Raw genomic sequence first — 18,394 nt, 5'->3', positions numbered from 1 at the left:
GCGTTCCCCGGGACGCCGGCGCCTGCACCCGGCAATGGGCGTACCCTGAGATCAGATGGCCTAGACCCTGTCATTGGCGCGACACGCTCCGTGCGCGCTGCTCATGACAGGGGGTATCGAAATGTCAGTCATCTCTCCCGGACAGGTCCGGTCGACCGTTCGATCGACGATGCCCCGGGCATCCAACAGCTACACCGAACTGTCGCAGCTGGTCATGGCGAGCGGCCTCATGAGGCGCCGGTACGGCTACTACTGGACGAAACTCATCGCCGCGCCGATCGTGATCGCGGCGGTGATCGCCGTCTTCGTCCTCGTCGGCGACACGTGGTGGCAGCTCGTGACCGCGGCGGTGCTGGCCGTCGTGCTCACGCAGGTCGCCATGCTCGGGCACGACGCGGCGCACCGGCAGATCTTCCGTTCCGGGCGTTGGAACGACTGGACCACCCTCGTCATCAGCAACTTCCTCGTGGGGCTGAGTTACGGGTGGTGGCAGCACAAGCACACCCGGCACCATGCGAATCCGAACAAGATCGGCAGCGATCCCGACATCGACCTGCCGGTGATCGCCTTCACTCCGGAGCAGGCCGACCGACGGCGCGCCAGCCGCAGCGGGCCGCTTCGCTGGCTCATCGCGCATCAGGGCGTGCTGTTCTTCCCGATCCTGCTGCTCGAGGGTCTCTCGCTTCACGCTTCGAGCGTGCGCCGTGTCTTCTCGCGCGAGCCTCTGCGTCGACGCCCGGTCGAGATCGCCTTCCTCTCGGCCCGGATCCTCGGCTATCTCGCCGTCGTGTTCCTGGTGCTCTCACCTGGGATCGCGTTCGCTTTCCTCGGGGTCCAGCTCGGCCTGTTCGGCGTCTACATGGGCATGGCGTTCGCTCCGAATCACAAGGGGATGCCGCTCGTCCCGGCCGACGTGAAGGTGGACTTCCTCCGCCGACAGGTGCTGATGAGCCGGAACGTTCGAGGCAACCGGCTCCTGGATACGGCCATGGGAGGGCTCAACTACCAGATCGAGCACCACCTGTTCCCGTCGATGCCGCGGCCGCACCTGCGCGCGGCATCCGGAATGGTCTCCGAGTTCTGCCGCGAACACGGCGTGACGTACACGGAAACGGGCCTGTGGCAGTCGTACGGGATCGTCGTGCGCTACATCAACCGCGTCGGGCTCGGCGAGCGGGATCCCTTCGCGTGTCCGCTCCTCGCTCAACGGGAAGCGGTGTAGCGACGACGCACGACGACATCGTGGGGTGAACGGCGGCTCAGAGATCGACGCGGCCCGCGATGACGTCGGCCGCGACGACCCCGATGCGCGTGCCCGTGGACCGTGCCCTGGTGCGAATGCGCGCGAAGGCCTCATCCATCTCGATGTTCAGCCGCTGAGCGAGGTAGCCCTTGGCCTGCTCGATCACCACGCGGCTGTCCAGCGCGCGCTGGAGCTGGGCCTGCGCGAGCTCGGACTCCTCGACCAGCCGCTGCTGCAGGATGCTGATGGTGGCGATGTCGGCCAGGGCCTGCGCCGCCGCAGCATCCGCTTCGTTGAGAGCGCCCGGCTCGTCGCGCAGCAGGTTCAGCGATCCCAGGGTCGAGTCCCGCAGGCGCAAGGGAATCGCGTGAATCGACGAGAACCCGGAGGCGCGGGCGTCGGCCGCGAACGCCGGCCACCGGTCGGCGATCTGGTCGATGTCGTCCACGGAGACGACCTGACCCGTCGTCGCCGCCTCCACGCAGGGGCCCGCGCCGACTCGCAGCTGCATCAGCTCGACGAGTTCGCTCCGCTCGCTGGTGGAGACGATCACCTCGAGCTGATCCGACGGGCTCAGGAGCAGGATTCCGGCGGCGGACGCATCGAAGAGCGAGATGCACTCGTCCACGAGGCGCTGGAGCACATCCACGACGTCGAACTCGTCGACCAGGGAGTCCGCCAAGGCGACGAAGGTCCCCAGCAGCTGATGCTCACGGGAGAGCGCCGTCATGCCGTCATTCTAAGCCTGGCGGCCATCACAGGCTCAGGTCGAGTCGTCGAGCGATGACGTCGAGCGCCACGTCTCGCACCGGCCGTCCCACCGCATACGCGTGGCCGCGGAGGAGCAGGAGCGCATCATCCACGCCGATCCCGTTCCGCGCCGCGACCATGCCGGTCGCCTGATGCACCTCGCGGCGGGAGTACGGCTCGGGGGCCGCCGCATCGTCCGGCACCTCGAGGCCGTTCACCGCCCGGCGGAGGAGGGTGCCGGAGACGATCGCGGCAAGCCGGCTCAGCCCGGAGATGTCCGCGCCGGACAACTCGCGGGCGGCCGTCGAATAGAGCGCGATGGACCCGATGCCCACGGCGCCGACGAACAGGGGGAACGCGTAGAGCGAGCCCACATCGAGCTCCCGGAGCGCCGCCCAGGCTCCCGGCCACATCGCCCCTCCGTCGGCCTGGAGATCGGATGCCGCGACCGGCCGCCTGGTGCGCAGAGCCTCCCACGACGGGCCCTCACCGAGGTCGATCTGGATCTCGTCGATCCGTGCGCCGAGCCTCGTGCTGGCGCACACCGTCTGCGAGCCCATGGGAGACCCGAGGGTGGAGATCACCGCGCCGGGCATCGCGACAGCATCCCGCAGCGGTGAGCACAGATCGTCGCTGCCGCCGCGAACCAGAGCGGCCGCAGCGAGAGAGAAGACATCGCCTGGCGGATCGTCGCCGGCTGTGCTGGGCATCGCTCCCCGCCGTTCATATCGGAATGAAGAGGCGCTGGGTCCGGGTGCCTTCATCGCGATCGTACACCGCGTGGTCGGGCGTGACCCCGGCGGACCGCCCGGCAGTCGGGCAGGACAAGATCGCCCGGTGCGACACTGGAGCATGCTCCCTGCAGCCCTCTCCAATCGCGGCGTCCAAGCTTCCCTCTTGGCCGCGCTGCTCTTCGGGGCGGGTACGCCTGTGGCCAAGCTCCTGCTCGGCGGTGATGTCAGCCCGTGGTTGCTGGCAGGATTGCTCTACTGCGGTTCCGGGATCGGGCTGGGGATCCTGCGCATGATCACCCGCGCTCCGCGCGTCCGCCTCGAGCGCGGTGAGTTGCTCCCGCTCGGCGGGGTGGTCCTCAGCGGGGGCATCGTCGCTCCTGTCCTGCTGATGCTCGGGCTCTCTCGCATGCCCGCCTCCGGCGCGTCGCTGCTGCTCAATGCGGAGGGCGTCTTCACGGCCGTCCTCGCCTGGTTCGTGTTCCGTGAGAACTTCGACCGTCGCATCGCGCTCGGCATGACCGCCATCGTCGCCGGCGCGGTTCTGCTATCCATCCCGAACGGCGCTGAGCTCGGCAGCCCCTGCTCTCGGAGCTTCCCTACCAGCGGTCGGCAGCATCGCCGCCGCGTTCGTTGTCGGGTTCTTCGCCTACGGCGTCAGCCTCGCCCTGTTCATCGTCGGCATGCGGCACGTCGGAACTGCGCGTGCCGGCGCGTACTTCTCCGTCGCACCGTTCTTCGGCGCGGTCCTCGCGATCATTCTGGGGGAGGCCATCACCTGGCAGCTCATCGTCGCTGGCGTGCTCATGGCACTGGGCGTCTGGTTGCACCTGACCGAGCGCCACGGGCACGAACACACTCACGAACCCGTGGTGCACGACCACTGGCACACCCACGACGACGAACATCACACCCACGCGCACGCGGAGCCCGTCGCGGCCGGTACCCGCCACAGGCACGCCCATGTACACGAGCGACTCACCCACGGCCACGACCACTACCCGGACGCGCATCATCGGCACACCCACTGAGCGCCCCGGAGTCTCGGCAGACTCGCCCATGAGACGCAGAAGAGGGCTCGTGGAGCGGGAGGCCGAAGCGCGACTCGATCGCCCGATCTAGACGGCGACGGGCTCGGGAGCGGCGATGGGGAAGAGCAACCGGACGGCCGCGAATCCGAGCGCGGCACCGACGAGCTGGGCCGCGATGAAGGGGAGTGCTGATGCCGGCGCGATCCCGGCGAACGTGTCGGTGAACATGCGACCGATCGTGATCGCAGGGTTCGCGAAACTCGAGGACGACGTGAAGAAGTACGCCGCACCGATGTAGGCGCCGACAGCGGGGGCAGCGAGGTGCGAGCGGCCGGTTCGCACCAGCGCGAAGATCACCAGGATCAGGCCCGCGGTGGCCACGACCTCCGAGAGGAGCAACGGCCAGCCCGAGCGGTCGGTCGTGCTCCAGGCGACAGCGGGCACCGCGAACATCACGTTCGCGAGCACCGCTCCCGCGATGCATCCGACAATCTGGACCGGCAGGTAGATCGCAGCCGTCGACCAGGACCGCCGGTGAAGCGTGATGTCCACCAGAGTCACGACGGGATTGAAATGCGCTCCCGACACGGTGGCGAAGATGAGGATCAGCACGGCGAGCCCCAGTGCGGTGGCGAACGCGTTCTCGAACAGCTGGAGTCCGACGTCGGTGGGGGAGAGGCGTTGCGCGGCGATGCCCGAGCCGACGACGACCGCGGCGAGTCCTGCGCTGCCCACGAACTCTCCGGCGGCAGCGCGAATGGTGTGCGTCACGAAGCGACGAGGAGTCGCGAGACGCGGTCCAGCGCGCCGGGAACGAGCGTGAAGTACGCCCACGTGCCTCGCTTGCTCCGAGTCAGGAATCCCGCGGTGGTGAGGATCTTGAGGTGATGCGACACCGTGGGCTGGCTGAGCCCCACGGGCTCGATCAGATCGCACACGCAGGCCTCGGAGTCTTCAGACGCCGCCACGATAGACAGCAGCCGAAGCCGTGTGGGGTCTGCCAACGCCTTCATCGTCGTCGCGAGCTGATCGGCCTCTGCGGCGGTCAACGGCTCGCGCACCAGCGGGGTGCAGCACGCATCTGCGGAGACGTCGGTGAGGTCGAGCATCGTGGCCATATATCGATGGTAGTGGATATTGACAGATGTCGATAGATGCGTGCACAATCGAGCATCGACGTTCATCGATATCTGTTGGAGGCTGTTGTGACCCTGCTCGACCTGACTCCCCGCGCCACGAGCGTGGATCGAGTTTCGACTCTGCCGGTCGTGATCATCGGCGCCGGCCCCATCGGTCTCGCAGCGGCGGCGAATCTCGTCGAGCGCGGCATCGACTTCGTCGTCTACGAATCGGGCGATCAGATCGCCGCAAGCGTGCGGTCATGGGGTCACACGCGTCTCTTCTCGCCCTGGAAGCACCTCGTCGACCCGGCATCCGTCCGTCTCCTGACCGCCGCCACCGGGTGGGAGCTTCCCGACCCCGAACGCGCACCGACCGGCGCCGAGCTCGTCGAGAAGTACGTCGCCCCGCTCGCGGCGCTGCCCGAGATATCCACTCGCGTGCGCCTCGGTGCCGAGGTGCTCGGTGTGACCCGTGAGGGCATGGACCGCACGCGCACCCGCGCACGCGCGGCCACGCCCTTCTCGGTCCGTGTCCGCACCGCGGACGGGTTTGTCGAGGACGTCGCCGGTCGTGCCGTGATCGACGCCTCGGGCACTTACCTGTCACCGAACTCGCTCTCATCCAGCGGCCTGGAGCTCCTCGGCATGGATGACATCGCGGATGCTGTCACCCCGGCGCTCCCGGATGTGCTGGGTCGTGACCGTGCACGATTCGCAGGCCGTCGCACGACCGTCGTCGGCGCCGGCCACTCGGCCGCGAACACGCTGCTCGGTCTTGCGCGGCTGGCGGACGAGGAACCCGGCACGACGGTGACCTGGCTGATCCGCAACGCACAGGCCGTGCGCGTGTCGTCCTCGGCCGACGACGAACTGGCCGATCGCGCGCGACTCGGCAGCCGCGTCGACCAGGCGGTGGCCGACGGACGCATCACGGTGCTCGACGGCTTCGAAATCATCCGTGCTCGTCGTTCCGACGGCCCGGTGGAGCTGGTCGGACATCGCCGCGGCGAGGTCGTCGAGCACGCGACGGATGTCGTGGTGAACGCGACGGGCTTCCGCCCCGACCTCGACATGCTCCGCGAGATCCGCCTCGAGCTCGATGAGATCGTCGAGGCGCCCAAGCGACTCGCTCCGCTCATCGATCCGAACGTGCACTCGTGCGGGACGGTCGAGCCGCACGGCTTCCGTGAGCTCACGCATCCGGAGCAGGGGTTCTTCATCGTCGGAATGAAGTCCTACGGGCGTGCGCCGACGTTCCTCCTGGCGACCGGATACGAACAGGTGCGCTCCGTCACGGCATGGCTCGCCGGCGACACCGCCTCGGCCTCGAACGTCGAGCTCGTTCTGCCGGCAACCGGGGTCTGCTCGACCAACCTCGGCGACGGCGCCTCGAGCTGCTGCTCGTGACCACCGTCCGCCCGCTGACCCCGGACGACTGGCCGGCCGTCGAACCGATCTACGCGCAGGGCATCGCCGACGGCGAAGCGACCTTCGAGATCGCGACGCCGTCCTGGGAGGTCTTCGACGCCGGCAGACTCCCTGCGCTGAGGTTCGTGGCGGTCGATGGCGGGGGTGCGGTCGTCGGCTGGATTGCGGCATCCGCCGTCTCTTCGCGACCCGCGTACAGAGGCGTCGTCGAGCACTCGGTCTACATCGACCGCGATGCGCGCGGACACGGAGTCGGGCGGATGCTGCTCGCAGCGTTCATCGATGCGGCAGAGGAATCCGGGATCTGGACGATCCAGTCGAGCATCTTCCCCGAGAACGCGGCGAGCCTGCGACTCCACGAGTCTGCGGGCTTCCGCGTCGTCGGGCGGCGGGAGCGCATCGCTCGGTCGGGTGCAGGTCCGCACACCGGGCAGTGGCGCGACACGCTTCTGATCGAGCGCCGGAGTGCTGTCGTCCACGGCGCCGGATGACGGCACCGTCGATAGACTGAGGTCTATGAGTCGTGCTGGCGCGGGGGAGCTGACGACCCTCGGCGACCCCACTCGCGCGCGCATCCTTCGGCTGATCCGCGAGTCCGACGATGGGCGCGCATTGGTCGGCCGGCTTGCTGAGGTGCTCGAGCTTCGCCAGCCGACGGTGAGCCACCACATGCGGGCGCTGCACGCGGAAGGCATCGTCGAGCGGCAGCCGGACGGGCGGCGGGTGTGGTACTCCATCACCCCTCAGCACGCCGACCGGATCGACGCTCTCCTGGGTGAGGTTCCTGCCGTCGTCGGTGTGCCCGACCTCGAGAGAATCGCCGGCGACCTCGCCGTCCGGTTCCGCGGCTCCTTCAGTCCGGAGACGGTGCGCGTCACCGTCGATGAGAGCTACGCGCTCCTCGCGCGCAAGGGGACCTCGCCCCTGCTCGCGAGCCGGACGGCCGATTTCGCCGCCACTCGCCTCGACGCGCTGCGGCATGCCGAGTCCGCGACCCCTGACAAGCCGAGCGTGCTCTTCGTCTGCGTGCAGAACGCCGGTCGCTCGCAGATCGCAGCAGGCATCATGCGCCAGCTCGCCGGTGACCGGGTGGCAGTGCACACGGCAGGGTCCGAGCCCGCGAGCGACATCAGGCACACGGTCGTCAACGTGCTCAATGAGATCGGAGTGCCCATCGGAGCGGAGTATCCGAAGCCGCTCACCGACGAGGCCGTCCGTGCGGCCGACGTGGTGGTGACCATGGGCTGCGGCGACGCCTGCCCGATCTATCCCGGCCGCCGCTATCTCGATTGGGAGATCGAGGATCCCGTGGGCAAGCCGACCGACCGCGTGCGGACGATCCGGGACGACATCGAGGCACGTGTGCGAGACCTCCTCGCTGACCTCGTGCCGTCGGAGACCCCGGATCGATAATAGATAGATAGTAGTCTATGCTTCCTTGTGAGAGAGGGAGATCACATGAGCGCCAAGCCCACCGTGCTGTTCGTCTGCGTCCACAACGCGGGCCGATCCCAGATGGCCGCCGGCTTCCTTCGGGCGCTGGGCGGCGACGCCGTCGAAGTGCTGTCCGCAGGGTCGGCACCCAAAGACGCGATCAACCCTGTCGCCGTCGAGGCGATGGCCGAGGAGGGCATCGACATCGCCGGCAACGCGCCGAAGGTGCTCACCGTCGAGGCGGTTCGGGAATCGGATGTCGTCATCACGATGGGATGCGGCGACGCGTGCCCGATCTTCCCCGGCAAGCGCTACGAGGACTGGGAGCTCGATGACCCGGCGGGCCAGGGCATCGAGGCGGTGCGTCCGATTCGCGATGAGATCCGCCGAAGGATCGAGGTTCTGCTGTCGGAGATCCTCCCGAGCCGCGGCTTCTCCCGTCGCGGTTGACGAGCGCGCACGACGCCACCGCTACGAACTCGCGGTCCAGGAAAGATCCGAGAGTTCACGGTTCTCTTTATTCAGGTTTCGCTGTATCGTCATGCGCATGACCGCGCTCACTGCCACCGTCACCCACACTGCCGCCCTGGCTCGGCTCGGTCACGCACTCTCCGACGCCACGCGCGCCGCGATCCTCCTCGCCCTACGCGAGTCGCCCGCGTATCCATCTGATCTCGCGGACAGTCTTGGCGTGTCGCGACAGGTGATGTCGAACCAGCTCGCGTGTCTACGCGGCTGTGGTCTGGTGGAGGCCACCCCCGATGGTCGCCGCACGGAGTATCGCCTCGCTGACCCGCATCTTGCACCCGCCCTCAGAGAACTCCTCCAGGTCGTGCTGGTTGTCGAACCCGACTGCTGCGATAGCGAAGGCTGCACCTGCGCATGAGCAGCACAGCCTTGCATGCGGAGCGTCGACACGTCCTCCAGCGTCGAATTCGATGGATTGTCGCCGCGACGATCGTCTACAACGTCATCGAAGCGATCGTCGCGATCACCGCGGGCAGCATCGCCTCCTCGGGTGCGCTGGTCGCGTTCGGACTGGATTCCACCGTCGAGGTCCTCTCCGCAGCCGCGGTCGCCTGGCAGTTCACTCGGCGTAACCCCGAGCGATGGGAAAAGCCGACGCTGCGGGTGATATCAGTGGCGTTCTTCGCCCTGGCGATCTATGTCATCGCGACGTCGCTGATAACGCTGCTGGGCAGGGTCGAGGCTGAGCGCAGCACACTCGGCATCGCCATCACCACGCTCAGCGTGATCATCATGCCGTTCCTCTCGCTCGCCGAGCGGCGGGCCGGCCGCGAGCTCGGCTCGGCTACTGCCGTTGCGGACTCGAAGCAGACCCTCATCTGCACCTACCTGTCGGCAGCGGTACTCGTCGGCCTTCTCCTCAACTCGGTATTCGGGTGGTGGTGGGCCGACGCCCTCGCCGGACTGGTTATCGCCGGTTTCGCGATCCGAGAGGGTAGAGAAGCCTGGCGAGGTGACGCCTGTGCGACCTCCGTCGGAATGATCCTCGAGGACGACAGTCACGACCACGACCACGAGGACGCCAGCCACTGAGGGCCCCGGTATTCGCTCGAGTCGTGTGCGGGTCAAGATGAGAACGGCGCCGCCCCTTCGGGGCGGCGCCGTTTCTCCGTCTGCGGAGGATAGGGGATTCGAACCCCTGAGAGCTTTCACTCAACACGCTTTCCAAGCGTGCGCCATAGGCCACTAGGCGAATCCTCCTTGGCCCCGGAGGGCCACGGAACATCCTACCTGGTCGTCGGAGCGCCTCCTGCGTAGACGCTGCCCGGGCGAACGATGAGCGAGCGGGGCGCGATGACGGCGAGGATCCGGCGAGCGACGGGGGCGGCGGCGATCAACTGCGCGCGAACGGCGGTGGCGGCATCCGTCGCCGCGTCGCCCAGCCAGTAGTCCCGCCCGCCGGACGGTGCGTACGAGGCGCGTTCGATCGCGGCGACCAGCGTTTCCATGTCGTCCGGCGAGACGCCGTGTTGGTCGATGAGGCGCTGGGCGAACCCGCGTGGGCTCTCGCTCGCCGGCACCGCGATGCCCACGTCGATCGCGGCATCCTGAACGATCGTCCACGCGGCGGCGGCATCGCCCCCGCGTCCGGATGCCGTCAGCTGGCGGCGCCGCACCTCGCGCACGAGGAACGGCAGCGCGAGGACGAGGAGGATCAGCATGACCACGCCGAGCGTCGGCAGCGGGTTCGAGCCGGTGAGCGGCGTGCCCGGCAGCGCCTCGTCGCGCGGGTTGATCGAATTGTTCGGGTCGGCGCTCGAACTCGACGTCGGTGACGGCGTGGCACCCGGTGTCGCCGAGGACGGATCGTCGGGATCGCCGGGCAGAGTGGATGCCGGGGTGAAGGTCGTCGGCACGCCGAGACCCGCTGTCGGCTCGAAGGGAACCCAGCCCACGTTGTCGAAGAAGACCTCGGGCCACGCGTGGGTGAGGGAGCTCGAGACGGAGTAGACGGTCTGCCCGTCGATCACATCGGTCGTCGCGCTACCGGGAAGGTAGCCGACGACGATGCGCGTCGGCATGTGCAGGCTGCGGGCCATCAGGGCGAAGGCCGAGGCGAAGTGGATGCAGTACCCCTCGCGCACCTCGAGGAACCGCGCGACGGCTTCGGCCCCGCTCCCGTCGAACCCGTCCTCGACGGGCGCATCGAGCGAGTAGCGGAACTCTCCGCCGCGGAACCAGCGCTGCATCGCGATGAGGCGGTCGTAGTCGTTCGTCGCGCCCGCCGTCACCTCGGCGGCGAGGTCGATGATGATCTGCGGGGTGTTCTCGGGCAGCTGGGTCGTCTCGTCCCGCAGCTCCGGTCCGCCGGCGTTGTAGCTGCGGATCTGCTCGAGAGTCGGCCGAGGGACGTTCGCCACGACGTCGTAGGCCTGCCCCTGCGTCGATCCCGACTGGGAGATCACCGTGCGGTTGTAGGGCACCGCGGCCCACCGTCCGTCGAGCCCGGCGACCGAGACGGCGGGGAACGACACCGGAAGCCAGACCGTCGCGAGGTTCACCACTTCGACGGACGTCGTGTACTCCGACACCCGCACGCCGGTGCCGACGGTGACGCGGCCCAGGCCGAACTCGCTGTCCAGCGGCACGGTGCGCACCTGATCGGGCTCCCAGATGCCGCCCTCGAACCGCGACAGCGTCGTCGCGCGCAGGTACGGGGCGGACGGGGCGTCGGTGCGCACGCGCAGCACCTCCACCGCCTCGGGACGGCGCAGGTCATCGCCCAGCTGGAGACTCGCGTCGATTCCCGGCCCAGGGCCGAGTCCCCCTCCCGCCCGCACCGCGGGCTGCGGCAGGAGCGGGGTCGCGACCACCGCGACCACGACCGCGATCGCGCCGATGCCCAGCGCGGTCGCCGGCACGCCGGCGGTGCGCTCCGACTCGCGCTCGAGCGGCCGCTCTCGCGACCGCGTCTCGGCGCGGATGAGGAACAGGATCGCGACCGCCAGGAACACGAACGCGACGACGTCGACCTCGCGAGGCACCGCGATCGCCGGGATGAGCGACACGGCGACGATCCCGATCGACGCCAGCAGCGGCATTCGAGCGGTGAGCACGACGTGGTCGACGATCAGCGCGAGCAGCCCCATCGCGCCAACGATCAGGAAAGCGAGGGAGACGTGATCGTCGAGGGGCGCCGCCCCGAAGGTGATGCGCTCGACCGCTTCGTCGAAGAGCGGCGGAACGGCCCGGAAGGTCTCGGGCGTCGGCACCACCCACAGCAGCGCGGTGTGCCGGAGGAAGACGACCATCATGAACGCCACCCAGACGCCGGCCTCGATGAGGCTCACGGCGACGGCGGGAAGGCGGAATCGGCGCGCGACGAACCCGGCCGCGAGCACCGCGGTGGCGAGCAGCACCGAACCGAGCAGCCAGCCTCCGGGCTTCACGACCCGCACGACCGGGATGAGCGCGGCGAGCAGCGCTGCCAGCACGGCGATCGTCAGGACCAGCTCCCCGCCGCGGCGACCCGAGCGCTGCGCGAGGCCGTCAGGCGATGACATGGCTCACCCCTCGCCCGACCGCGTTCGCCCACGCTGCGGCGAGATCGCCGTCGGGGTCGATCGCGCCCACGCGCCAGCCGCTGTCCGCCGCGCGGTCCAGTGCGTCACCGATCGGCGACACGGCGAAGAGCATCGGCAGCGAACTGTGGTGCACGACCGGCGCGATCGCCTGCGCGTCGGAAGCATCGAATCGCCCCACGATGAGGATCACGGGCCCGGTCATGACACCCGCGAAGAGACGGGTCAGGCGCGTGAGGTCGTCGTCGCGCCGCGCGGTGATGGTCGCGAAGTGGCCGAGCATCGCCTCCACCTCGGCCATGTCCCCACCGTCGATGCGCGCGGCGAGCATCGTTCCGTCGGAGTCGATCACCTCGACGGCGTACCCGTCGTGGACGAGGCGTGCGACGGCGGACACGCACGCCGACACCGCCGCCTCGAACCCCGGGTCGGTGCCCGGCGCCTGCATCGCCTCGGTCGACCACCGCAGCACGCCGCGATCGATGACGACGCTCGCCTCGGGTGTGGACTCCTGCTCCTCCTGCCGCACCATGAGCTCGTCGCGATGGGCCGTGGCACGCCAGTGGATGCGGCGCATCGAGTCGCCGGGGGAGTACGGCCGCGCGACGAGGTTGTCGGCGCCCTGCCCCAGCTGGTTCGTCGTGGTGTGGAGGGTTCCGCCGGTCTCGCCGGCGAAGTCGGTCAGCGGCGGAAGGTCGATGAGCGCCGGTGCGACCGTGACCGGCGTGCGCTCACCGAACACCGTCTGCCGACGGGCGAGGCCGAACGGATCGGTCGACCGCACCGACAACGGCCCGATCCGGTGCACTCCCCGGAGTGCGCCGGTGATGACGTACGACAGCTCGACGACACGCTCGTTGCGCCGCAGGCCCGAGGACAGAGCGGGGAAGATGCCGCCCGGCTTGCCGCGGAGACCCTTCGGGAGGGCGTCGCTCCAGACTCCCGGCGGCGTCGGAAGCGCGGTGCGCACGCCGACCGTGACGGAGACGAGCGACTCCCGTCCGACGGTCGCGACATCCGGCGCCAGCGATCGCGTGACCACGTCCGACCGCCGCGACAGATAGAGCGAGGCCACGCTCGCGACGATCACGGCGAGGAGGAGGATGCCGAAGTACATCAGCTCGGACACGCCGAACTCGGACGCCATGACGAAACACGTGAGGGCCAGGATGAGCGCGCCCGTGCCGCGCACGGTCAGGGGCCACAGGCGTCTCATCGCGAACTCACTGACGGGCGGCGATGGGGACGCGCACGTTGCTCGCGATGCGCGCGAGGATCGTGGTGACGGCGTCGGCGGCGCCCCGCGCCCGCGCGCCGCCCGCCGAGCGGGTGGGGATCAGACGGTGGGCGAAGACCGGGGCGAGGAGGGACGTGACGTCGTCGGGGATGACGAACCCGCGCCCGTCGAGCGCCGCCCAGACCTTCGCCGCCCGCACGAGCTGGAGCGTCGCGCGGGGGCTCGCGCCCAGCCGCAGATCGGCGTGCGTGCGCGTGGAATGGGACAGGGCGACGGCGTAGTCCTCGATGGTCGGCGCCACGTGCACCGCGCGCGCCCACGCGATCAGCGCGGTCACCTGGTCGGCGGAGACGACAGCCGAGAGCTGGTCGAGAGGATTGAGGGTGTCGCGCTGGCGCAGCATGAGGGCCTCGGAGCGCTGGTCGGGATATCCCATCGAGATGCGCATCATGAAGCGGTCCCGCTGCGCCTCGGGGAGCGCGTAGGTGCCCTCCATCTCGAGAGGGTTCTGCGTCGCGACGACGAGGAACGGGCCCGGCAGCGGATGCGTGCGCCCGTCGACGGTCACCTGCCCCTCCTCCATCGCCTCGAGGAGCGCGGACTGGGTCTTGGGGGAGGAGCGGTTGATCTCGTCGGCGATCACGATGTTCGCGAAGATCGCGCCCTGCTTGAACTCGAACTCGCGGTCGACGGGATTGAAGACGCTCACGCCCGTCACGTCGCCCGGAAGGAGGTCGGGCGTGAACTGGATGCGGCGCACCGTCGCGTCGACGGACGCGGCCAGGGCACGGGCGAGCATTGTCTTCCCGACGCCCGGCACGTCCTCGATGAGGAGGTGCCCCTCGGCGAGAAGGCAGACCAGCGCACTGCGCACCGCCTCGGGCTTGCCGTCGATCACGCCGCCCACCGACGCCAGGATCGCATCGGTGGTGCGCGCGAAGGCATCGGCCGTCATCGCACCGGACGCATCGGGAGCAGCATCCGTCATCGCGGTATCCGTCACTGCGGCCTCCTCGGGTGGCGCCGGCTCCAGGGCGCCTCATCGCGCGTCTGTCCCGATCCTAATCGCGGGGCGGACGCCCCGGCACTGGGAGAACGCTGGGGGCGCGTCTCAGGTTCACCGGCGGCACGATCGGATTCGGACCTGTCCGCAGTGCGGGCTAGACTGAGGGCAGCTCTCCGCGAGGCGGCATCCAGGCCAACTCCCCCAGGACGGAAACGTAGCAAGGGTAACCGGGCTCTGCCGGGTTCGCGGAGAGTCTTACTTTTTCCGGGCGCCGGCAGCGAAGGGGCCGTCGAGCACCGCCCATTGCAGCAGCATGATGGTCTTCGCGTCCTGGATGTCCCCGCTGCGCACCAGGTCGAGCGCGTCATCGATGTCGAGCTCGACGAGTTCGATGTGCTCGCCCTCCTCGGCCAGGCCGCCGCGATCGCCCACCCCCGCGCCGCTGTCGTACGGCGCCGCGAAGAAGTGCAGTCGCTCGGTGACGGAGCCCGGGCTCATGAACACGTCCCACACGTGCTCCAGCGCGCCGATCTCGACCCCGGTCTCCTCCGCGGCCTCGCGTCGGATCGCCGTCGCCGGGTCATCCGCGTCGAGCAGTCCGGCGGCGGTCTCGATCAGCATCCCGTCGGGGTGGTCGTTCACGTAGACGGGATAGCGGAACTGACGCGTGAGCAGCACGCGGCGCCGCTCGGCGTCGTACAGGAGCACCGTCGCGCCGTTGCCCCGGTCGTACGTCTCGCGTTGCTGGACCTCCCACTCGCCGCTCGGATCGCGGTACTCCAGCGTCGTTCGCCGCAGCACGTGCCATGCGGCGGCGAGCACCTCGACATCGATCACGCGCACATCGGGGTTCCGCTCGAGATCGCGTCCGGCGCGGTCGAGACCGGTGCGGCCGCGATGGTCGGGGACCTCGATTCCGGGGCGGGCGGCATCCATCTCCCGAGCGTAGCCGCGCCCGCGCCCGTAGGCTGGAGTCGTGGCACGGAGCATCTTCATCACGTCGGCGGAAGGTCACTCGGGGAAGTCCACGGTCGCGCTCGGCGTGCTCGACGCCCTGAGCCACGCGACGCCGCGTGTGGGCGTGTTCCGGGCGATCGCCCGCTCCACGGTCGAGCGCGACTACGTGCTCGAGATGCTGCTCGACCACGACGGCGTCGACCTGCCCTACGACGAGTGCATCGGCGTCACCTACGACGACGTGCGCCATGATCCGGATGCCGCGCTCGCGGCCATCGTCGAGCGCTACAAAGCCGTCGAGGCCCAGTGCGACGCGGTCGTGGTGCTCGGGAGCGACTACACCGACGTCGGGAGCCCCGCCGAGCTCGCCTACAACGCCCGCATCGCGGCGAACCTCGGTGCGCCCGTGCTGCTCGTGCTCGGCGGTCGCTCGGCGCAGGGCCAGACGCAGCCCGAGCAGCTCGGATCCTCGCTCCCGCGCACGGCCGATGAGATGGGCCAGATCGCCGACCTCGCACTCACGGAGCTCGCCCACGGCCGCGCGGAGCTGTTCGCGGTCGTCGCGAACCGCACCGAGCCCGACCATGCGAACGACACGATCGCGGCGATCCGTCGGTCGCTCGAGGCATCTGGTGCGCCGTCGGCCGCACGCATCCCGGTGTGGGCGGTCCCGGAGGACCGCTACCTCGTAGCCCCGTCGATCCGCGGCATCATGCGCGCCGTCGAGGGCGAGCTGCTCGCCGGCGACCCCGATCGGCTCACGCGCGAGGCGCTGGGTGTCGTGGTCGCCGGAATGTCGATGGTCAACGTGCTGCCCCGGCTGCTCGAAGGCGCCGTCGTGATCATCCCCGCCGACCGGTCCGAGGTGCTGCTGGCGACGCTCCTCGCGAACGCATCCGGCACGTTCCCGTCGATCTCGGGGATCGTGCTCAACGGCGGCTTCGAGCTGCCCGAGCCGGTCATGCGGCTGCTGGACGGCCTGGGCTCGAACGTGCCGATCATCACGACGGAGCTCGGCACATACGAGACGGCCGTGCGCATCATGAGCACGCGCGGACGCCTCGCCGCCGACTCGCAGCGCCGCTACGACACCGCGCTCGCGCTGTTCGAGCAGAACGTCGACACCGACGAGCTTCTGGAGTCGTTCGGCGTTGCGCGCGCCACCGTCGTGACGCCGCTCATGTTCGAGTTCCAGCTGATCGAGCGTGCGCGCACCGAGCGCAAGCGCATCGTGCTCCCCGAGGGAGACGACGATCGCGTGCTGCGGGCGGCCGCAACGGTGCTCAAGCGCGGCATCGCCGATCTCACGATCCTCGGCGAGCCGTTCGAGGTGCGCGCCCGCGCGGTCGAGCTCGGCATCGACATCCAGGCCGCCGAGGTGCTGTCGCCGTTCGACGCCGTGCACGTCCACAAGTTCGCCGAGGAGTACGCACGTCTGCGGTCGCACAAGGGCGTCACGCTCGCCCAGGCGTCCGACACGGTGACCGATGTGTCGTACTTCGGCACTCTCATGGTGCACCTCGGGCTCGCCGACGGGATGGTGTCGGGTGCCGCGCACACCACGGCCCACACGATCCGGCCCGCGTTCGAGATCATCAAGACGCGACCCGGGGTCTCGGTCGTCTCGAGCGTGTTCCTCATGGCCCTCGCCGATCGCGTGCTGGTCTACGGCGACTGCGCGGTCATCCCCGACCCGACGAGCGAGCAGCTCGCCGACATCGCCGTCTCGTCAGCCGCGACGGCGGCGCAGTTCGGCATCGACCCGCGCATCGCGATGCTGTCGTACTCGACCGGAGAGTCGGGGTCGGGTGCCGAGGTCGAGAAGGTGAGGGTGGCGACCGCTCTCGTGCGGGAGCGGGCGCCTGAGCTCCTCGTGGAGGGGCCGATCCAGTACGACGCGGCAGCGGATGCCGCCGTCGCCGCCGCGAAGATGCCCGGCTCTCAGGTCGCCGGCCGCGCGACGGTCTTCGTGTTCCCCGACCTCAACACCGGCAACAACACATACAAGGCGGTGCAGCGCTCCGCCGGCGCCGTGGCGATCGGTCCCGTTCTGCAGGGGCTCAACAAGCCGATCAACGATCTCTCCCGGGGTGCGCTCGTGGATGACATCGTCAACACCATCGCCATCACCGCGATCCAGGCGCAGGGAGAGGCATCCGCATGACACCCGTGCTGGTCGTCAACTCCGGATCGTCGTCGTTCAAGTACCAGCTGATCGACATGGATGCCGAGACCACCCTCGCGTCGGGCCTCGTCGAGCGCATCGGCGAGCCGATGGGGCGTGCGACGCACACCGTCAAGGCCCCCGCGCCCGACGGCGGCGGCGCGACGTTCACGGACGCGAGCTACACCCGCGAACTGCCGATCCCCGATCACACGGCGGGCTTCCGGGTGATGCTCGACGCCTTCGCCGCAGACGGACCCTCGCTCGACGAGCACCCGCCGGTGGCCGTGGGGCACCGGGTCGTGCACGGTGGTGCGCGGTTCTTCGAGCCGACCCTCATCACGCCCCTGGTCGAGATCAACATCGACGAGCTGTCGGTGCTGGCGCCGCTGCACAACCCCGCGAATCTCGCCGGAATCGTGGCAGCGCGGGAGACCTTCGGCGACGTGCCTCACGTCGCGGTCTTCGACACCGCGTTCCATCAGACGCTCGCACCGGAGGCGTACACCTACGCGATCGACGCGAAGCTGGCCGCAGCCCACCGGATCCGTCGCTACGGCTTCCACGGGACGTCGCACAAGTTCGTGAGCGAAGCGGCGGCGGCATTCGTCGGCCGACCGCTGGCCGCGCTCAAGCAGATCGTCTTCCACCTCGGAAACGGCGCGTCGGTGACGGCGATCGACGGCGGTCGCTCGATCGACACGTCGATGGGGCTCACACCGCTCGAAGGGCTCGTGATGGGCACGCGGTCGGGTGACCTCGACCCCGCCGTGCTCTTACACCTCGCTCGTCGCGAGGGCATGACGATCGACCAGCTCGACGATCTCCTCAACAAGCGCAGCGGCATGCTGGGCCTCGCCGGATCCGCCGACCTGCGCGACATCCGCGCGGCGATCGAAGGCGGCGATGCGCAGGCCCGCCTCGCGTTCGAGGTGTACGTCCACCGGCTGCGCGCCTACGCCGGCGCCTACCTCGCCCAGCTCGGCGGCGCCGACGTCATCTCCTTCACGGCCGGCGTGGGAGAGAACGCGCCGCAGGTGCGCGCCCGCGCTCTCGAGACCCTCGGCTTCGCCGGGGTCGAGGTCGACGAAGCGCGCAATCTGGCTTCGGCTCGCGGCATCCGGAAGATATCGACGGATGCCTCGGCCGTGACCGTCCTCGTCGTGCCGACCGACGAGGAGCTGGAGATCGCCCGACAGACACTCGCCGTCTCCCGCGCATGAGCGCAGGCTCGTTACGCTGG

General features: G+C 69.4%; 18 protein-coding genes, 1 tRNA gene, 1 other RNA gene and 1 pseudogene. 12 read left to right on the top strand and 9 right to left on the bottom strand.

Going from position 1 to position 18,394, the window contains the following annotated elements; translation table 11 throughout:
* Positions 1 to 169 precede the first annotated feature (169 nt).
* Positions 170 to 1,222, top strand: a complete 1,053-nt coding sequence (locus OL358_RS01925) for a fatty acid desaturase family protein (protein WP_413631330.1) — start codon at positions 170 to 172, stop codon at positions 1,220 to 1,222.
* 37 nt (positions 1,223 to 1,259) lie between these two features.
* Here OL358_RS01925 and OL358_RS01920 read toward each other — a convergent pair whose 3' ends face one another.
* Positions 1,260 to 1,973 (bottom strand): GAF and ANTAR domain-containing protein, encoded by a 714-nt coding sequence (locus OL358_RS01920; protein WP_264708251.1) that lies wholly within the window; start codon positions 1,971 to 1,973, stop codon positions 1,260 to 1,262.
* Between the two features lie 25 nt (positions 1,974 to 1,998).
* Positions 1,999 to 2,703: a GAF and ANTAR domain-containing protein gene (locus OL358_RS01915; RefSeq protein ID WP_264708250.1), complete on the bottom strand. Its 705-nt coding sequence runs from the start codon at positions 2,701 to 2,703 to the stop codon at positions 1,999 to 2,001.
* 142 nt (positions 2,704 to 2,845) lie between these two features.
* Here OL358_RS01915 and OL358_RS15830 point away from each other — a divergent pair.
* Positions 2,846 to 3,265 (top strand): annotated as a pseudogene (locus OL358_RS15830) (EamA family transporter); the annotation flags it as partial.
* Positions 3,266 to 3,290: 25 nt separating this feature from the next.
* Positions 3,291 to 3,755, top strand: a complete 465-nt coding sequence (locus tag OL358_RS15825) for a DMT family transporter (protein ID WP_319805440.1) — start codon at positions 3,291 to 3,293, stop codon at positions 3,753 to 3,755.
* Positions 3,756 to 3,842: 87 nt separating this feature from the next.
* Here OL358_RS15825 and OL358_RS01905 read toward each other — a convergent pair whose 3' ends face one another.
* Both OL358_RS01905 and OL358_RS01900 read right to left on the bottom strand, forming a co-directional pair.
* The gene (locus tag OL358_RS01905) at positions 3,843 to 4,526 is read right to left on the bottom strand and encodes an aquaporin (RefSeq protein ID WP_264708249.1); all 684 of its coding nucleotides are present in this window, start codon (positions 4,524 to 4,526) and stop codon (positions 3,843 to 3,845) included.
* Positions 4,523 to 4,873 (bottom strand): ArsR/SmtB family transcription factor, encoded by a 351-nt coding sequence (locus tag OL358_RS01900; RefSeq protein WP_264708248.1) that lies wholly within the window; start codon positions 4,871 to 4,873, stop codon positions 4,523 to 4,525. The genes OL358_RS01905 and OL358_RS01900 overlap by 4 nt, the downstream gene beginning before the upstream one ends.
* A gap of 87 nt (positions 4,874 to 4,960) precedes the next feature.
* Here OL358_RS01900 and OL358_RS01895 point away from each other — a divergent pair, with 87 nt between their 5' ends.
* The 6 genes from OL358_RS01895 to OL358_RS01870 all read left to right on the top strand — a co-directional run bounded on the left by OL358_RS01895 (position 4,961) and on the right by OL358_RS01870 (position 9,298).
* On the top strand, positions 4,961 to 6,283 hold the full coding sequence (locus OL358_RS01895) for an NAD(P)-binding domain-containing protein (RefSeq protein ID WP_264708247.1): 1,323 nt from the start codon (positions 4,961 to 4,963) through the stop codon (positions 6,281 to 6,283).
* On the top strand, positions 6,280 to 6,795 hold the full coding sequence (locus OL358_RS01890) for a GNAT family N-acetyltransferase (protein WP_264708246.1): 516 nt from the start codon (positions 6,280 to 6,282) through the stop codon (positions 6,793 to 6,795). The genes OL358_RS01895 and OL358_RS01890 overlap by 4 nt, the downstream gene beginning before the upstream one ends.
* Before the next feature lie 25 nt (positions 6,796 to 6,820).
* The gene (locus tag OL358_RS01885; RefSeq protein WP_264708245.1) at positions 6,821 to 7,717 is read left to right on the top strand and encodes a metalloregulator ArsR/SmtB family transcription factor; all 897 of its coding nucleotides are present in this window, start codon (positions 6,821 to 6,823) and stop codon (positions 7,715 to 7,717) included.
* Between the two features lie 45 nt (positions 7,718 to 7,762).
* Entirely contained in the window at positions 7,763 to 8,188 is a 426-nt protein-coding gene (locus tag OL358_RS01880; RefSeq protein WP_264708244.1) for an arsenate reductase ArsC, read from the top strand.
* A 97-nt stretch (positions 8,189 to 8,285) separates the two neighbouring features.
* Positions 8,286 to 8,624 (top strand): ArsR/SmtB family transcription factor, encoded by a 339-nt coding sequence (locus OL358_RS01875; protein WP_264708243.1) that lies wholly within the window; start codon positions 8,286 to 8,288, stop codon positions 8,622 to 8,624.
* The gene (locus OL358_RS01870) at positions 8,621 to 9,298 is read left to right on the top strand and encodes a cation transporter (protein WP_264708242.1); all 678 of its coding nucleotides are present in this window, start codon (positions 8,621 to 8,623) and stop codon (positions 9,296 to 9,298) included. Before OL358_RS01875 ends, OL358_RS01870 begins: the two co-directional genes overlap by 4 nt.
* A gap of 83 nt (positions 9,299 to 9,381) precedes the next feature.
* On the opposite strand, the gene OL358_RS01865 is transcribed toward OL358_RS01870, so the two are convergent.
* The 4 genes from OL358_RS01865 to OL358_RS01850 form a co-directional block, all read right to left on the bottom strand.
* A tRNA-Ser gene (locus OL358_RS01865) sits at positions 9,382 to 9,466 on the bottom strand.
* A 26-nt stretch (positions 9,467 to 9,492) separates the two neighbouring features.
* Positions 9,493 to 11,769 carry a DUF3488 and transglutaminase-like domain-containing protein gene (locus OL358_RS01860; protein ID WP_264708241.1) on the bottom strand — a complete coding sequence of 759 codons (2,277 nt, stop codon included), beginning with the start codon at positions 11,767 to 11,769 and terminating at the stop codon, positions 9,493 to 9,495.
* Positions 11,756 to 13,003, bottom strand: coding sequence for a DUF58 domain-containing protein (locus tag OL358_RS01855; RefSeq protein ID WP_264708240.1), 1,248 nt, complete (start codon positions 13,001 to 13,003; stop codon positions 11,756 to 11,758). Before OL358_RS01855 ends, OL358_RS01860 begins: the two co-directional genes overlap by 14 nt.
* A gap of 7 nt (positions 13,004 to 13,010) precedes the next feature.
* A complete protein-coding gene (locus OL358_RS01850; protein ID WP_413631482.1) occupies positions 13,011 to 14,012 on the bottom strand; it encodes an AAA family ATPase in 1,002 nt (333 codons plus the stop codon).
* 182 nt (positions 14,013 to 14,194) lie between these two features.
* Between OL358_RS01850 and ffs the strand changes: the two genes are divergently transcribed.
* Positions 14,195 to 14,291, top strand: an RNA gene (ffs, locus tag OL358_RS01845) — signal recognition particle sRNA small type.
* On the opposite strand, the gene OL358_RS01840 is transcribed toward ffs, so the two are convergent.
* Positions 14,286 to 14,966 (bottom strand): NUDIX domain-containing protein, encoded by a 681-nt coding sequence (locus tag OL358_RS01840; RefSeq protein WP_264708239.1) that lies wholly within the window; start codon positions 14,964 to 14,966, stop codon positions 14,286 to 14,288. The two genes, ffs and OL358_RS01840, sit on opposite strands and share 6 nt — an antisense overlap.
* Positions 14,967 to 15,006: 40 nt before the next feature.
* Here OL358_RS01840 and pta point away from each other — a divergent pair, with 40 nt between their 5' ends.
* Together pta and OL358_RS01830 are read left to right on the top strand one after the other, a co-directional pair.
* Positions 15,007 to 17,151 carry a phosphate acetyltransferase gene (gene pta, locus OL358_RS01835; protein WP_264708238.1) on the top strand — a complete coding sequence of 715 codons (2,145 nt, stop codon included), beginning with the start codon at positions 15,007 to 15,009 and terminating at the stop codon, positions 17,149 to 17,151.
* Positions 17,148 to 18,374 (top strand): acetate/propionate family kinase, encoded by a 1,227-nt coding sequence (locus OL358_RS01830; protein WP_264708237.1) that lies wholly within the window; start codon positions 17,148 to 17,150, stop codon positions 18,372 to 18,374. The genes pta and OL358_RS01830 overlap by 4 nt, the downstream gene beginning before the upstream one ends.
* Positions 18,375 to 18,394: the final 20 nt, after the last annotated feature.

The organism is Microbacterium sp. SSM24 (assembly GCF_025989145.1).
Taxonomy (GTDB): Bacteria; Actinomycetota; Actinomycetes; order Actinomycetales; family Microbacteriaceae; genus Microbacterium.
This window is presented reverse-complemented; position numbering and strand designations above follow the sequence as displayed.

Coding starts and splice junctions, on each gene's coding strand:
- OL358_RS01920 (WP_264708251.1), bottom strand. CDS start 1,973: ATGACGGCGCTCTCCCGTGAGCATCAGCTGCTGGGGACCTTCGTCGCC.
- OL358_RS01875 (WP_264708243.1), top strand. CDS start 8,286: ATGACCGCGCTCACTGCCACCGTCACCCACACTGCCGCCCTGGCTCGG.
- OL358_RS01830 (WP_264708237.1), top strand. CDS start 17,148: ATGACACCCGTGCTGGTCGTCAACTCCGGATCGTCGTCGTTCAAGTAC.
- OL358_RS01885 (WP_264708245.1), top strand. CDS start 6,821: ATGAGTCGTGCTGGCGCGGGGGAGCTGACGACCCTCGGCGACCCCACT.
- OL358_RS01855 (WP_264708240.1), bottom strand. CDS start 13,003: ATGAGACGCCTGTGGCCCCTGACCGTGCGCGGCACGGGCGCGCTCATC.
- OL358_RS01850 (WP_413631482.1), bottom strand. CDS start 14,012: ATGACGGATGCTGCTCCCGATGCGTCCGGTGCGATGACGGCCGATGCC.
- OL358_RS01840 (WP_264708239.1), bottom strand. CDS start 14,966: ATGGATGCCGCCCGCCCCGGAATCGAGGTCCCCGACCATCGCGGCCGC.
- OL358_RS01900 (WP_264708248.1), bottom strand. CDS start 4,873: ATGGCCACGATGCTCGACCTCACCGACGTCTCCGCAGATGCGTGCTGC.
- OL358_RS01915 (WP_264708250.1), bottom strand. CDS start 2,703: ATGCCCAGCACAGCCGGCGACGATCCGCCAGGCGATGTCTTCTCTCTC.
- OL358_RS01870 (WP_264708242.1), top strand. CDS start 8,621: ATGAGCAGCACAGCCTTGCATGCGGAGCGTCGACACGTCCTCCAGCGT.
- OL358_RS01860 (WP_264708241.1), bottom strand. CDS start 11,769: ATGTCATCGCCTGACGGCCTCGCGCAGCGCTCGGGTCGCCGCGGCGGG.
- OL358_RS01880 (WP_264708244.1), top strand. CDS start 7,763: ATGAGCGCCAAGCCCACCGTGCTGTTCGTCTGCGTCCACAACGCGGGC.
- OL358_RS01925 (WP_413631330.1), top strand. CDS start 170: ATGCCCCGGGCATCCAACAGCTACACCGAACTGTCGCAGCTGGTCATG.